Annotated in this window: 12 protein-coding genes; 9 read left to right on the top strand and 3 right to left on the bottom strand. The window is 62.3% G+C overall.

From position 1 onward, the window contains the following. Positions 1-38 precede the first annotated feature (38 nt). Both GAL_RS15630 and GAL_RS15625 read left to right on the top strand, forming a co-directional pair. The gene (locus tag GAL_RS15630; RefSeq protein ID WP_024098535.1) at positions 39-1,529 is read left to right on the top strand and encodes an efflux RND transporter periplasmic adaptor subunit; all 1,491 of its coding nucleotides are present in this window, start codon (positions 39-41) and stop codon (positions 1,527-1,529) included. 5 nt (positions 1,530-1,534) lie between these two features. After that, positions 1,535-4,927 carry an efflux RND transporter permease subunit gene (locus GAL_RS15625; RefSeq protein WP_024098534.1) on the top strand — a complete coding sequence of 1,131 codons (3,393 nt, stop codon included), beginning with the start codon at positions 1,535-1,537 and terminating at the stop codon, positions 4,925-4,927. Between the two features lie 39 nt (positions 4,928-4,966). On the opposite strand, the gene GAL_RS15620 is transcribed toward GAL_RS15625, so the two are convergent. Beyond that, entirely contained in the window at positions 4,967-5,476 is a 510-nt protein-coding gene (locus tag GAL_RS15620) for an NUDIX hydrolase (RefSeq protein WP_024098533.1), read from the bottom strand. Between the two features lie 32 nt (positions 5,477-5,508). Next, positions 5,509-6,363, bottom strand: coding sequence for a protein-disulfide reductase DsbD domain-containing protein (locus tag GAL_RS15615; protein WP_024098532.1), 855 nt, complete (start codon positions 6,361-6,363; stop codon positions 5,509-5,511). Between the two features lie 178 nt (positions 6,364-6,541). On the opposite strand from GAL_RS15615, the gene GAL_RS15610 reads away from it, so the two are divergent. After that, positions 6,542-7,099 (top strand): YqgE/AlgH family protein, encoded by a 558-nt coding sequence (locus tag GAL_RS15610; RefSeq protein ID WP_024098531.1) that lies wholly within the window; start codon positions 6,542-6,544, stop codon positions 7,097-7,099. A 35-nt stretch (positions 7,100-7,134) separates the two neighbouring features. Here the strand turns inward: GAL_RS15610 and GAL_RS15605 are convergent, their stop codons facing one another. Beyond that, on the bottom strand, positions 7,135-8,082 hold the full coding sequence (locus tag GAL_RS15605) for an L-threonylcarbamoyladenylate synthase (RefSeq protein ID WP_024098530.1): 948 nt from the start codon (positions 8,080-8,082) through the stop codon (positions 7,135-7,137). Positions 8,083-8,214: 132 nt separating this feature from the next. On the opposite strand from GAL_RS15605, the gene GAL_RS15600 reads away from it, so the two are divergent. The 6 genes from GAL_RS15600 (at position 8,215) to GAL_RS15575 (ending at position 12,912) form a co-directional block, all read left to right on the top strand. After that, positions 8,215-9,921, top strand: a complete 1,707-nt coding sequence (locus tag GAL_RS15600; RefSeq protein ID WP_024098529.1) for an acyl-CoA dehydrogenase — start codon at positions 8,215-8,217, stop codon at positions 9,919-9,921. Then, complete coding sequence (locus GAL_RS15595; RefSeq protein WP_024098528.1) at positions 9,918-10,955, top strand: MBL fold metallo-hydrolase; 1,038 nt, start codon at positions 9,918-9,920, stop codon at positions 10,953-10,955. The genes GAL_RS15600 and GAL_RS15595 overlap by 4 nt, the downstream gene beginning before the upstream one ends. A gap of 24 nt (positions 10,956-10,979) precedes the next feature. Beyond that, positions 10,980-11,444: a DUF6173 family protein gene (locus GAL_RS15590; RefSeq protein WP_024098527.1), complete on the top strand. Its 465-nt coding sequence runs from the start codon at positions 10,980-10,982 to the stop codon at positions 11,442-11,444. A gap of 106 nt (positions 11,445-11,550) precedes the next feature. Beyond that, entirely contained in the window at positions 11,551-12,012 is a 462-nt protein-coding gene (locus GAL_RS15585) for a hypothetical protein (protein ID WP_244462765.1), read from the top strand. Between the two features lie 88 nt (positions 12,013-12,100). Further along, on the top strand, positions 12,101-12,235 hold the full coding sequence (locus tag GAL_RS15580) for an aa3-type cytochrome c oxidase subunit IV (protein WP_024098525.1): 135 nt from the start codon (positions 12,101-12,103) through the stop codon (positions 12,233-12,235). 8 nt (positions 12,236-12,243) lie between these two features. Then, on the top strand, positions 12,244-12,912 hold the full coding sequence (locus tag GAL_RS15575; protein WP_024098524.1) for a hypothetical protein: 669 nt from the start codon (positions 12,244-12,246) through the stop codon (positions 12,910-12,912). Positions 12,913-12,986: the final 74 nt, after the last annotated feature.

Below are 12,986 nucleotides of genomic sequence, written 5' to 3'. Positions count from 1 at the left end.
GTTTGTGCCGGTTCGTTTGACCGATTGAGGAATAGAGTATGCGGTTTTTGCGGCAAACGGTGATTGGGGTGTTCCTTGCGGCGCTGACGGCGGCGCTGCTGCTCCTGGCGGTGCAGATGGTACTGTCCGCGATCCAGACCCGTATGGGTGACGAGCGCCGTGCGCCGCCGGCCCGTGAGCGGGTGTTTGCCGTGAATGTTGTGCGGGCCGAGTTGGGCTCCGTGCAGCCTGTGCTGACCGCCTTTGGTCGGATCGAGAGCCGTCGCAGGCTGGAATTGCGCACCGCAGCGGCTGGTCGGGTGGTTGAGCTGGCATCGGGGTTCGAGGATGGCGGCGACGTCACGGCGGGCACTCTGCTGGTGCAGATCGACCCGGCCGATGCGCGGGCGGCCCTGCAGCGCGCAGAGGCGGACATGATGGACGCCGAGGCGGAAACCCGCGAGGCCCGGCGCGGATTGGCGCTGGCGCGGGATGAGCTGTCAGCAGCCGAGGATCAGGCGACGTTGAGGGCCCGCGCGTTGGATCGGCAGCAAAATCTTGAAACCCGCGGTGTTGGGTCAGCTGCAACGGTGGAAGTGGCTGAACTGGCCGCTGCACAGGCCCGACAGGCAGTGATTTCCCGCCGGCAGGCGCTGTCCTTGGCGGAAGCGCGTATTGATCAGGCAGCAACGCGGTTGGCGCGGGCGCAGATTGCACTGGATGAGGCGCGGCGCAATCTTGACGATACGACGATCATCGCTGCCTTTGACGGAACTTTGCAGTCGGTCAATCTGGTTGAGGGGCGGCTGGTATCGGCCAATGAAAAGCTTGCGGATCTGGTGGACCCGGCGCAGCTGGATGTGGCGTTTCGGGTCTCGACCGTGCAATATGCCCGGCTGCTGGACGCTAAGGGACAGCTGCTCTCGGCGCCGGTGGAGGTTACGCTGGATGCTACCGGTGCGGCGCTGACGGCGTCTGGCGTCGTGGTGCGAGACAGTGGCGATGCAGGCGAGGGTCTGGCCGGCCGATTGATCTACGCCCGACTGAACCCGGCGCTTGGTTTCAAACCCGGTGATTTTGTCACTGTGGAGGTTGAGGAACCGGTGGTGAGCGAGGTGGCCCGACTGCCCGCATCGGCGCTGGGATCGGACGGCACGGTGCTGGTGCTGGGGGAGGATGACCGGCTACAGGCGCTGGACGTGACATTGGTGCGTCGTCAGGCGGATGATGTGCTGCTGCGCGGCGCAGGGCTGGAGGGGCGCGAGGTTGTCACCGGGCGCACGCCCCTGCTGGGCGCAGGCATCAAGGTGCGGCCCCTGCGACAGGGGGCAGAGGTTACCGGTGCCAATGCTGACACCCCGCGCGACACCGCTGCAGCAGAGGCTGACCTGATTGAACTGTCGGAGGATCGCCGGGCCAGGCTGGTTGCTATGGTTGAAGGCAACAGTGGGATGCCAGAGGCGGTGCGGGCGCGGATGCTGGAACAGTTGGCCGCCGCAAAGGTCCCCGCGCGGCTGATCAACCGTATTGAAACCCGGATGGGGGGCTAGGGATCATGCTGCGGAACCTCCCCCGCTCGGCTGGCGGCGTTCTGAGCTATTTTACCCGGCACCGGACCTTGTCGAACTTGCTTCTGGTCTTGCTGCTGGTGCTGGGCGCAGCGGCGATTCCGAACATGCGCGCGCAGTTCTTTCCGGATGTGATCGTGGACCGGGTGTCCGTCTCGGTCGAATGGGAAGGGGCCGGGCCTGAGGACATCGACAGCGCCATCGTGCAGGCGCTGGAACCCGCGCTGCTGGCCGTTGATGGGGTCGAAAGCTCCAGTGCCACATCGCGCGAGGGACGCGCCAGCATCTCGCTGGACTTCGAGCCGGGCTGGGACATGGCGCGCGCGGCCGATGATGTCCAGAGTGCTGTAGACGGGATCACCACGCTGCCGGAGGAGGCCGAAGATCCGAGCGTGCGCCGTGGCGCATGGCGCGACCGTGTCACTGATGTGGTGATCACCGGGCCAATTGCACCGCGCCAGTTGGGACTGTTTGCGGATGAGCTGGTTGTGCGCCTGTTTGAAGTGGGGGTCACCCGCACCACGATCCGAGGCATTGCTGCACCGCAGACCATGGTGGAAGTGCCTTCTGCCAGTTTGATCGCTCATGACATCGCAATGGCTGATATCGCGGCAGCGATTGCAGCGGAGGTTGACGCCAATCCGGCGGGTGACGTGAGTGGCGCCAACGCGCGCATCCGCACTGGCAGTGAGAAACGCACGCCGGAGGAGTTGGCGGGCATCGTGCTGCGGACTAATCCGGATGGGTCGGCCCTTACCGTGGGTGATGTTGCTACAATCCGGGTCGAGGGCGTGGACCGCAATCGCTCCTATTTCGTGGGGGACAACCCTGCGATGTCGATCCGGGTGGACCGGTCGGATCAGGGCGATGCCATCGACATCCAGCATCAGGTCGAAGGTGTGGTGGAAGCCTTGCAGGCCAGCCTGCCGGATGGCGTCAGTGCGGATCTGATCCGCACCCGCGCTGAAGCGATCACCGGGCGTCTGGATATTCTGGTCGATAACGGGCTGATGGGGCTGGGCCTGGTGCTGGCGCTGCTGTTCCTGTTTCTTAATGCGCGCATCGCTTTCTGGGTTGCGGCGGGTATTCCCGCAGCCATGTTTGCCGCCATTGCACTGATGTATATGGCGGGGCTGACCATCAATATGATCAGCCTGTTTGGCCTGATCATCACCCTTGGCATTGTGGTAGATGATGCAATCGTGGTGGGGGAACATGCCGATTTCAGGGCGCGGCGTCTGGGCGAACACCCGGTTGCGGCGGCAGAGAACGCCGCGCGCCGCATGGCGATGCCGGTCTTCGCGGCCACATTGACCACGGTGATCGCGTTCTTCGGATTGGTGTCGATTGGCGGTCGGTTTGGCGAGTTGATCCGAGATATCCCTCTGACGGTGATTGCGGTGCTTCTGGGTTCACTGATCGAGTGTTTTCTGATCCTGCCAAATCATCTGGCCCATGCGCTGGCGCATAGTGCCAAGGAGCATTGGTATGACCTGCCCAGCCGTGTGGTAAACCGGGGGTTTCGCCGCCTGCGTGACACCCTGTTCCGGCCTTTAATGGGGCTGGTGGTTCGTGCCCGCTACGTGGTGCTGGCTGGTGCTGCGGTGATCCTGGCAAGCCAGCTGGCGCTGTTCATTGGCGGCGACGTGAAATGGCGGTTTTTCAACGCGCCGGAGCGTGGATCGGTCACCGGAAATTTTGCCATGGCCGAGGGGGCAACCCGGGCGGATACGCTTGCGATGATGCGGGAAATGCAGCGCGCGGTTGAGGCGCTGGGGCGCGACTATGAGGCCCGGCATGGCCGCAATCCGGTTGATTTTGTCATGGCCGAGATTGGCGGCAATGCCGGGCGTGGTCTGGCCGGGGTGGACGCCAAGGACAGCGATCTTCTTGGGGGGATTTCAATTGAGTTGATTGATGCTGATCTGCGCCCATACTCCAGTTTTGCCTTTGTGGCGGAGCTGCAGGACAGTGTGCGCCGCCACCCGCTGGCGGAGACGGTATCGTTCAGAGGCTGGCGGTCCGGTCCCGGTGGTGATGCACTGGATGTGCAGTTCAGTGGCGCTGCGGTCGAGGTGTTAAAGGCTGCATCAGAAGATTTGAAAACCGCCGTCCTGCGCTACCCGGAGGTGTCCGCAGTCGAGGACAACCTTGCCTATGACAAGGAAGAGCTGGTGCTCGAACTGACCCCGCAGGGAAGGGCGCTTGAGTTCACGGTGGAGACGCTGGGGCGTGCCTTGCGGGCACGGTTGAATGGCATAGAGGCGGCAACCTATCCGGATGGGCCGCGCAGTGCCGCGATCCGGGTTGAGCTGCCGGAGGGGGAGCTGACCGCTGATTTCCTGGAGCGTACGCTGATGCGCAGCCCGGCAGGTGTCTATCTGCCCTTGGCCGATATCGTGTCGGTGACCCAGCGCACCGGATTTTCCACCGTTCGGCGTGAAAATGGTGTCCGCGTGATCAGCGTCACCGGGGATATCTCAGAGGATGATCCGACACGGGCACAGGCCATTGCCACAGCGCTGCAAGAGGAGATCTTGCCGAAGATCGCCAGTGAGCGACAGGTGGATTGGCAATTGGCGGGGCTGAGTGAGCAAGAAAATGAGTTTCTGAATGATGCCAGAACCGGATTGATCCTGTGCCTGACGGGGATCTATCTGGTGCTGGCGTGGATTTTCGCCAGCTGGACGCGGCCCCTGGTGGTTATGGCGATCATTCCCTTTGGCCTCGTCGGGACGATCTGGGGGCACTACCTGTGGGAGGTGCCGCTGTCGATGTTCACCGTTGTTGGCCTGTTGGGGATGACGGGAATTATCATCAACGACTCGATCGTATTGGTGACAACCATTGACGAATACGCAGAAGAGCGCGGGCTGATCCCGTCGATCATTGACGGGGCTGCGGATCGTTTGCGGCCGGTGATGCTGACGACACTGACGACCGTTCTGGGGCTGGCCCCGTTGATGTATGAGGGCTCGCAACAAGCACAGTTCCTCAAACCCACAGTGATCACGCTGGTCTATGGTCTTGGCTTCGGCATGTTTCTGGTGCTTCTGGTCGTGCCCGCGTTGGTGGCTGTGCAGGCAGATGTGGCGCGTCCTTTTGCAGCGTTGCGTCGGGGGATGTCCTCGCGCGCTGGTGACCTGCGTTGGCTGACTCTGGGGCTTGGTGCGGCACAGATCCTGTGGCTGGCGGTGACTGTTGGCTATGCGATGGCGGTGGGGGCGCTGCACCCGGTGCTGAGAGCGGTCGCGCCCGGGCTGGTGGAGATGGATCCGCTGCGCGCTGCCCTGCTGCTGTTTGTGACCGGCGCGGTGCTGCTCAGTTTGATGGCCTATGTCACAGCACGGATGCTGGGAGGGCGTCGCGCAGGGATCTGACCATCGGCTGCCCCACCGGTTCGGCCTGCGTAATGGAGGTCAGGCGCTTGTTGCGCTATGCTGCTGTTCTTGGGCAAGTGCGGCGACCTCCGCCACCTGATCGATCAGCATACGGTCAGGGGTCGCGCCAAAACGGTTGGTCAGATCGGCGACTGGCACCCATTGCGCCTGCAGGGCATCATCGTCCGGGGTTGGTTGACCTGAGATGTAATCACAGAGCACGGCGACCAAGAGATACTGTCGGTGTACCTTGCCGGCCTCATCGCGCAGCATGACATCGACATGGGTCAGCACCTCGCGCGGGGTTGCGATGACGCCGGTTTCTTCTAGCAGTTCACGGGCGGCAGCTTGCATCGCCGTCTCTCCCAGTTCGACATGGCCGCCGGGGAATCCCCACCAGCCCGCATTCGGGGGCGATTTGCGCTGGATGAGGATGACCTGATCGCCGCCCTGACCTGCGCGGCAGACCACCGCAAGGGCGCCAAGGACCGGGCGCGGGGGCTGATTTTGACCGCTGGAGCTATCGGGGATGGCTGCATCGTTGGGCATGGCTGGATCCGATCCGGCTGATAATCCCCTTATTAGTGTCGGGTGCAGCCTTGAATGTCCACCGCGTGGTTGCGGCCCAGCACGGTAAACCGCATCTGCGAGCGATCAACTGCGAAGGGGCCACCCTCAGCCGAGATGATCTCGGTTTTGGCGGTCAGATGGCGACCCTGCCGGGTGGTTGTCGTCTCGGTCGTCACCAAGGTGGGAGGACCCGGTTCAACCACCACGACCTCATCGCCGCCGGCGCTGGGCATGGTGATCCGAGCGACCAGCTCCATGCCGTAGCGGCTGGGGGTGATCGCACAGGTTGCGGCCTGCACGCCGGCCTCTTTCGCCGACCATGGGCGATCCGCCAGCGCTGCAACAATCGCCGGATTGCGGCGGCTGTCGGGTTGAAGTGGGCGATCAAAGCGCAGTTCCGAGGGGACACAGACATCTTTGCAGACACCGAGTTCCATCCGGCCTTTCAGTCGCAGTGGCTGACCGGGTTTGGCGGGGGTGATTTCAATCGGAAGCACCAGTTGATCATGGTAGCCGATGGTGCGAAATCCGGAGGTCAGGAAAACCTCGGGCGTGGGCCAGCGGATTTCAACCGCACCGACGTTGCGCGATCCCCGCCAGCTGAATCGGGGCGGGATGCCTGCGTCACCGGGTGCGCGCCAGTAGGTTTTCCAGCCCTCCGAGAGTGTCAGTCGCAATGCGCCCATATGGGTGCCGCGCCGGGTCGGGCCGCCATCCAGCACTTCGATCTGCACGATATCGGACATTTGTTCGGCCGAGGTGCTGGCAGGCAAGGCCACAAGCCCCAGCCCAAGCAGTGTGCAAAGACCCTTCGCCAGTGATCTGGCAGCAGTCGCGAAAGCAGAGAGAAACGGATGTGTCGTCATGTCATGTTAGATGCGCAATTCCGCCTGAAATGCCAAGTCACGTTCCGGTCAGCGCTTGCGGGCTGACGCTTTGGCACGGCTTGGCCTTGAACCTCTCGCTGTGGGTGGCCATTGTGAAAGGGCAGGCCCGTCGCCGCACTGCGGATGACGGCAATTACAAAAAGGACGACAGATTCATATGGATCTTACCGGCGAACTGCTGATTGCGATGCCCGGCATCGGTGACCCGAGGTTTGAGCATTCGCTGATCTTGCTGTGCTCACATGAAGATGATGGCGCAATGGGGTTGATCGTGAACAAGCCCGCAGCGGGTGTCGATTTGTCCAATCTTCTGGAACAGTTGGACATCACACCGCGCAGTGCAGAAGAGGCGGCCCTGCCGGTCCGTTTTGGGGGCCCGGTTGAGACGCAGCGTGGTTTTGTGCTGCATTCACCTGAATATAAATCCAACGTCAGTTCTCTGCGGGTGGCGGAGGCGTTCTCAATGACGGCGACCGTGGATGTTTTGGAAGATATCGCGATGGGACGCGGACCTGAGCAGGTCATGGTGATGCTGGGGTATGCAGGTTGGGGGCCGGGGCAGCTGGAGACGGAGATTGCCAATAATGGCTGGCTCACCGCTCCGGCAACACCGGAACTGGTGTTTGATCTGGATGATATCACCAAATGGGAGGCGGCCTTGCGGTCGCTGGGGGTTGATCCTTTGACCCTGTCTACCAGTGCCGGTCACGCCTGACCGTTCCAGACACGCTGACGTTTGGGTCTTGCCGATCAGCGCGGCGCAGCAGCGCGGCGCAGGCGGTCGTTGATGGCAACGCCCAGCCCGGTCTCCGGGATGGGGGCGACAGCGATGGGCAGCGCTCTGGCATCAAGGCGGTGCAGATGGCCAAACAATTGCGCGGCCGCCTCGCGCAGGTCACCGCTGGCGGAGAGGTTCAAATCACATTCCATGGCGCCGAAACCAAGGTAGAGTTCACCGTCCTGCGGGGCCGTGACGTTCAGGCGGACGCTGGCGCGGGGGGCGTAATGTGACAGCAGCTGGCCCGGCGCAGTCAGCGGATCGCTGGCATCGCGCAGGTGCAAAGGCTGGCCCAGAACGGCCTCAATCTCTTCGGTGGCCAGCCCTCCGGGCCGCAGCAACAAGGGCGTGCCAGTGGCCAGTCCGATGATTGTTGATTCCACACCAACGCCGCAGGGGCCGTCATCAACAACCGCAGCGATCCGCCCATCGAGACCGGCGATAACATGGGCGGCGGTGGTCGGGCTGATCCTGCCAGACGGATTGGCCGAAGGCGCCGCGACCGGCCCATCCAGTACCGACAGCAGCGCGCGGGCGGCGGGATGGGCAGGAATACGGATGCCAAGGGTGCTCAGCCCGGCGGTGACCAAAGGCGAAATACCGTGGTCCTCGCGCAGCGGCAGGACCAAGGTCAGCGGGCCGGGCCAGAAGGCGTCCGCCAGCCTGTCGGCGATATCGGACCAGATCACATGGCGCTGAGCGGTTTCGACCGAATGGACATGCGCGATCAGCGGATTGAAGCTGGGGCGTCCCTTGGCGGCATAAAGCGCCTCAACCGCGTCGGTCTGGCGCGCGTCGGCGCCCAGTCCGTAGACGGTTTCTGTCGGAAAGGCGACAAGCTTGCCCTCCTTCAACAGGTCCGCAGCGGTGCTGATTTCCTGCGGCTGGGCGGTCAGGAGGCGGGTTGTTGGGCTGGACATGGCTGGTGACGCGGCGTTTTGGTTGCTTGAAAACAGGGCCCGATTAGGTAATCGAACAAGACAACCAACATAAAGGTTTGGGGCAATGATGCCAAGACTGCCCCGAACAGCTCTCTCTGAAAGAGGCCAGACATGACCTTCCGCGCCCCGGTTCCCGAGTATCAGTTTCTCCTCGAACATATCATCGGTTTCAATGAAATCGCTGCCACCGACCGCTTTGGTGAAGCGAGCGATGACGTCGTAACGGCGATCCTGACCGAGGCGGGGAAGTTCTGTGATGAGGTCATGGCGCCGTTGAACCGTGATGGTGACCTCCAGCCGGCGCATCTGGACAACGGGGTGCTGCGCACATCGCCGGGCTATGCCGAAGGGTGGCAGGCGATCTCCGAGGGGGGCTGGATCGGGATGAGCGCCTCTGAGGCGTTTGGCGGCATGGGACTGCCGATGACCCTGACCACCGCCGTGAATGAAATGATGTCGGGCGCCTGCCTGTCGCTGCAACTGGCGCCACTGATGAGCCAGGGCCAGATCGAGGCGCTGGAACATCACGCCAGCGATGAGATCAAGGCGCTGTATCTGCCGAAGCTGATCTCAGGCGAGTGGTCCGGCACCATGAACCTGACCGAACCGCAGGCGGGGTCCGATGTGGGCGCGCTCAGCTCCAAGGCGGAGCCGTTGGACGACGGCACCTACGCGATCAGCGGGCAGAAGATTTACATTTCTTGGGGCGACAATGATTTTGCGGGCAATATCTGCCATCTGGTGCTGGCGCGCCTACCTGATGCGGCGCCGGGCACCAAGGGGATTTCCCTGTTTCTGGTGCCAAAGTATCTGCCGGACACCGAGGGCAATCCCGGCAAGGCCAATGATCTGAAGGTGGTGAGCCTTGAGCACAAGATGGGTCTGCATGGCTCACCCACCTGTGTGATGCAATATGATGGTGCTATTGGCTGGATGGTCGGTCAGCCGGGCGGTGGTCTGGCGGCGATGTTCACGATGATGAACAATGCCCGTCTTGGCGTTGGTGGTCAGGGCGTTGGCATTGCCGGCGCGGCCTATCAAAAGGCGCTGGCCTATGCGCTTGAGCGCAAACAGGGCAATTCTGCGTCTGGCACCATTGTCGATCATGCGGATGTGCGCCGGATGCTGATGGAGATGAAGGCGGATCTCTTTGCCGCGCGCGCGATCCTTCTGGCGTGTTCGCAGGCGATTGATATGCAGACGGCCACCGGTGCGCAGGACTGGGCCGCGCGGGCGGCTTTCCTGACGCCGATCGCCAAGAGTTTTGGCACGGAAACCGGAATGCGGGTTTCGGAAGCCGGGGTGCAGGTGCACGGTGGCATGGGGTTCATTGAAGAAACCGGCGCGGCGCAATTCTACCGCGATGTGCGGGTGACGGCGATCTACGAAGGCACCAACGGCATTCAGGCGATGGATCTGGTGGGTCGCAAGATGATGGACGGTGGCGACATGGCGCACCGGTTGATTGACGAGATCGAGGAACAGGCCGAACGCGCCCGCACCACCCATCCGAATATGGCAGAGGCGGTCTGGCAGGCCTGCGAATCTCTGCGCGAGGCGACCGAATGGCTGACAGCACAGGATGATCTGGACGTGCGTTTTGCCGGGGCTGTGCCTTATCTGCATGCTTTTGCACGGGTTCTGGGCGGGCATTACCATTTGGCGGCGGCGATGGCGGATCTGGGCGGGCCGCGTGAGAAGCTTGCGCGCTTCTACATCAACCGGATGTTGCCGGAACATGCTGCGTTGCTGGCGCATGCGCAGGCGGGGGCAGATGGCGCACGGGCGCTGACCCTGGATGAGTTGGCCGACGGATGACCAGCCCACGCCCCGATGGCCCATGGAGTGAACCTCCCGCGCAGGGCGAAGCGATTGAAGTGGTTGAGGGCGTCCTCTGGATGCGCCTGCCACTGCCGATGAAACTGGATCACGTGAACGTCTATGCGCTGGACGACGGCGATGGCTGGACCATCGTTGACACGGGTATGTCGTCGAACAAGACCCGTCGGATCTGGGAACAGCTGATGGCGGGGCCGTTGGGTGGCAAACCGGTTCGCCGGGTGGTCGTGACGCATCATCATCCGGATCACATCGGCAATGCGGGGTGGTTCCAGTCGGAGCATGGCGCGGAATTGGTCACGACACGGACGGCCTGGCTGTTTGCACGGATGCTGACGCTGGATGTGCAGAAAAGCTGGCCGGAGGAGACGCTGGCGTTTTATCGCAGCGCCGGGATGGATCCGGCGATCTACGACGCACGGGTGGCGGAGCGGCCATTCAATTTTGCTGATACGGTCTATCCCATGCCGCTTGGATTTACTCGTATCAAACAGGGCGATGTGTTCCGCATGGGCGGGCGCGACTGGGATGTGCATATGGGCAATGGCCACGCGCCAGAGCATGCAACCTTCTGGAGCCGTGATGACAATCTGGTGATCACAGGGGATCAGATCCTCTCGTCGATTAGCCCCAATATCGGTGTCTACGCGACCGAGCCGATGGCGGATCCGGTGGCGGAATGGCTGGAGGCCTGTGAACGTCTGGCACCGCTTACCCGGCCGGATCAACTCGCCTTGGGTGGGCATAAACTGCCGTTTCTGGGCCTGCCGCATCGCATGGCGCAGCTCATTGACAATCACCACGGCGCGCTGGCGCGGTTGCTCGATCACCTTGATGAGCCGAGGACTGCGGCAGAGTGTTTTGCTCCGTTGTTCAAGCGCAAGATCGGGGGCGGGGAATACGGGCTTGCTTTGGTCGAGGCGGTGGCCCATGTAAATCATCTGTACCATCTGGGTCAGGTGGACCGCAGCCGCCGGGCTGACGGGGCCTGGCTCTACCAGCGCAAGGGGTGATCGACCCCTGGAAAGGGAGAGATCATGACAGATGAAATCGCAACAAGCGCCGAGGCCGCCGAGGCGGCTGTTCTGCCCTGTGTGCATGAGGTTCATGCCGATCCTGATGCCTGTACAGGCATCGAGAAGCTGCCTGAGCCGTTGCAGAAACCCGTCGCAGACAAGAGCGCCGCACGCTGGGCCTATGAGCGACTGATCCTCTATATCAAGAATTTCGAGGAGCAGCTGGACGGGGAGCATGAGGTCGCGATGGGCTTTGCCGGTGGCGATGCCGGGGTGATGCGGATTGAAGGTATGGGGTATTTTGACCCCGATATCATCACATATTACGGCAGCGATTCCAGCGGTGCGCGGACTCAGCTGGTGCAGCATGTTAGCCAGCTCAATGTGATGTTGCGGGCCCTGCCAAAACGCAATGAGGCCGCCCCTGCCAATCGGATCGGTTTCCGTCTGGTGTCTGACCTTGAGGGCGACGGGTCTGAGACCTGATATTCGCGTTACACTATCCCTGTGGGGCGGCGTTGCGTTGTTTTGCTGCGTCGCCGCCAGCGCTATTGCTGCGGATACGGACAGGCCAGACGGTTATTGGGAGCGCTTGGAGCGCGCCGCACATCACGCGCTGATGCAGGAGGTCGCAGCGGCTGGGGGTGAGACAGTGCCGTTCACCACGGATGGGTGTAGCGGTGGTTTGTCGGCGATCTGGCGGCAGATGAGCGGAAGGTCCGGTGCTGATGGTGGCCCGCCGTTTGAGGCCTGCTGCATTGCCCATGACCAGCTTTATCACAACGCTGCGGGGATTGGTGGTGCAGATCCAATCGCATGGGAAGAGGCGGTGCTGGCGGCGGTCAGCCAACGGGCGCGGTTGGCTGCGGATCAGGCTCTGCGCCGCTGCGTAGAGACGAACCTCAGCGGCAAAGAACCCACAATCGCCAATCTTGCGTCACCAGTGGCGACGGCGATCTACGCGGCCGTGCGATTCGGCGGCGCGCCCTGCTCGGGGTTGAGTTGGCGTTGGGGGTATGGCTACCGGCCCTGCCGTGGCAATTTCACCCGCTGATTTGACCCGGCTGCGCCCGATTGACGTGGTGACAGGGTCTTCGAAATCCAGTATTCAGCGGAAAACAGACGCGTATAGGAATGGACATATGGCTGACCATAAGCACGGTTCGATGGATATTACCGTTCAGGAAAAGACCTACGAAGGCTTCCTCAAATTTACCACTCGGTTCTGCATTGCGGCGCTGCTCTTTGCTGTGTTCCTTGCAATCTTCGCGACCTGATCACCCTCGTGAGCGGTTCTGATCTTAACGTGCGTTCCGGTATCCGGCGGCTGTCGACCGGATTGCGGTTTGCTGCGCTTGGTGTGGTGGTTGCCGCGCTGACGGCTTGCGCGGCCCAGCAGCAGCCCAATGCCGATGACGCCACGCTTGAGCGGGTGGCCTATCGTCACAATGGTCCGCCTGCGTTGACGCTGTACACCATGATCAACAATCGCACCGGCAAGGGCGCGCATACGTCGCTTATGGTCAACGCCTCCGAACGGGTGATTTTTGATCCGGCGGGCTCATTTTATGCCGATGTGGTGCCAGAGCGCGACGATGTGCTGTTTGGCATTACGCCGGGAGTAGAAAAAGCCTATCGCGGGTCTCATGCACGTAGCACGCATCATGTGGTGGTGCAGCGGCTCGAGGTGACACCGGAGCAAGCGCAACGGGCCTATCAGCTGGTCCGGGCGAACGGGCGTGTACCGGGGGCGTTCTGCGCCAATGCGACGGCGTCCATTCTGAAACAGGTTCCGGGGCTCGAGACACTGGATGTGACTTTCTATCCGGGCAAACTGTCTGAGCAGTTCGGGGCATTGCCGGGTGTCACGACGGAGCGTTACCGGGAGAATGACAGCGCAGATCTGCAAGAAGGGCTGGCGAAGAACAACGCCGCGCTGAACGCGGGCGGTTGATCCCCTCGGCGCTTGCCACGACCGAAGATAGCGAAAAGCCGCAGCATCGTCTGCGGCTTTTGTTTTTGGTCGGA

It is taken from the genome of Phaeobacter gallaeciensis DSM 26640, assembly GCF_000511385.1.
Taxonomy (GTDB): Bacteria; Pseudomonadota; Alphaproteobacteria; order Rhodobacterales; family Rhodobacteraceae; genus Phaeobacter; species Phaeobacter gallaeciensis.
The sequence above is the reverse complement of the archived record's forward strand: the minus strand, read 5'-3'. Positions and strand labels throughout refer to the sequence as shown.

Bases quoted from the DNA above. Each gene is read 5' to 3' on its own strand.
- GAL_RS15630 (WP_024098535.1), top strand. From the start codon at position 39: ATGCGGTTTTTGCGGCAAACGGTGATTGGGGTGTTCCTTGCGGCGCTG.
- GAL_RS15625 (WP_024098534.1), top strand. From the start codon at position 1,535: ATGCTGCGGAACCTCCCCCGCTCGGCTGGCGGCGTTCTGAGCTATTTT.
- GAL_RS15620 (WP_024098533.1), bottom strand. From the start codon at position 5,476: ATGCCCAACGATGCAGCCATCCCCGATAGCTCCAGCGGTCAAAATCAG.
- GAL_RS15615 (WP_024098532.1), bottom strand. From the start codon at position 6,363: ATGACGACACATCCGTTTCTCTCTGCTTTCGCGACTGCTGCCAGATCA.
- GAL_RS15610 (WP_024098531.1), top strand. From the start codon at position 6,542: ATGGATCTTACCGGCGAACTGCTGATTGCGATGCCCGGCATCGGTGAC.
- GAL_RS15605 (WP_024098530.1), bottom strand. From the start codon at position 8,082: ATGTCCAGCCCAACAACCCGCCTCCTGACCGCCCAGCCGCAGGAAATC.
- GAL_RS15600 (WP_024098529.1), top strand. From the start codon at position 8,215: ATGACCTTCCGCGCCCCGGTTCCCGAGTATCAGTTTCTCCTCGAACAT.
- GAL_RS15595 (WP_024098528.1), top strand. From the start codon at position 9,918: ATGACCAGCCCACGCCCCGATGGCCCATGGAGTGAACCTCCCGCGCAG.
- GAL_RS15590 (WP_024098527.1), top strand. From the start codon at position 10,980: ATGACAGATGAAATCGCAACAAGCGCCGAGGCCGCCGAGGCGGCTGTT.
- GAL_RS15580 (WP_024098525.1), top strand. From the start codon at position 12,101: ATGGCTGACCATAAGCACGGTTCGATGGATATTACCGTTCAGGAAAAG.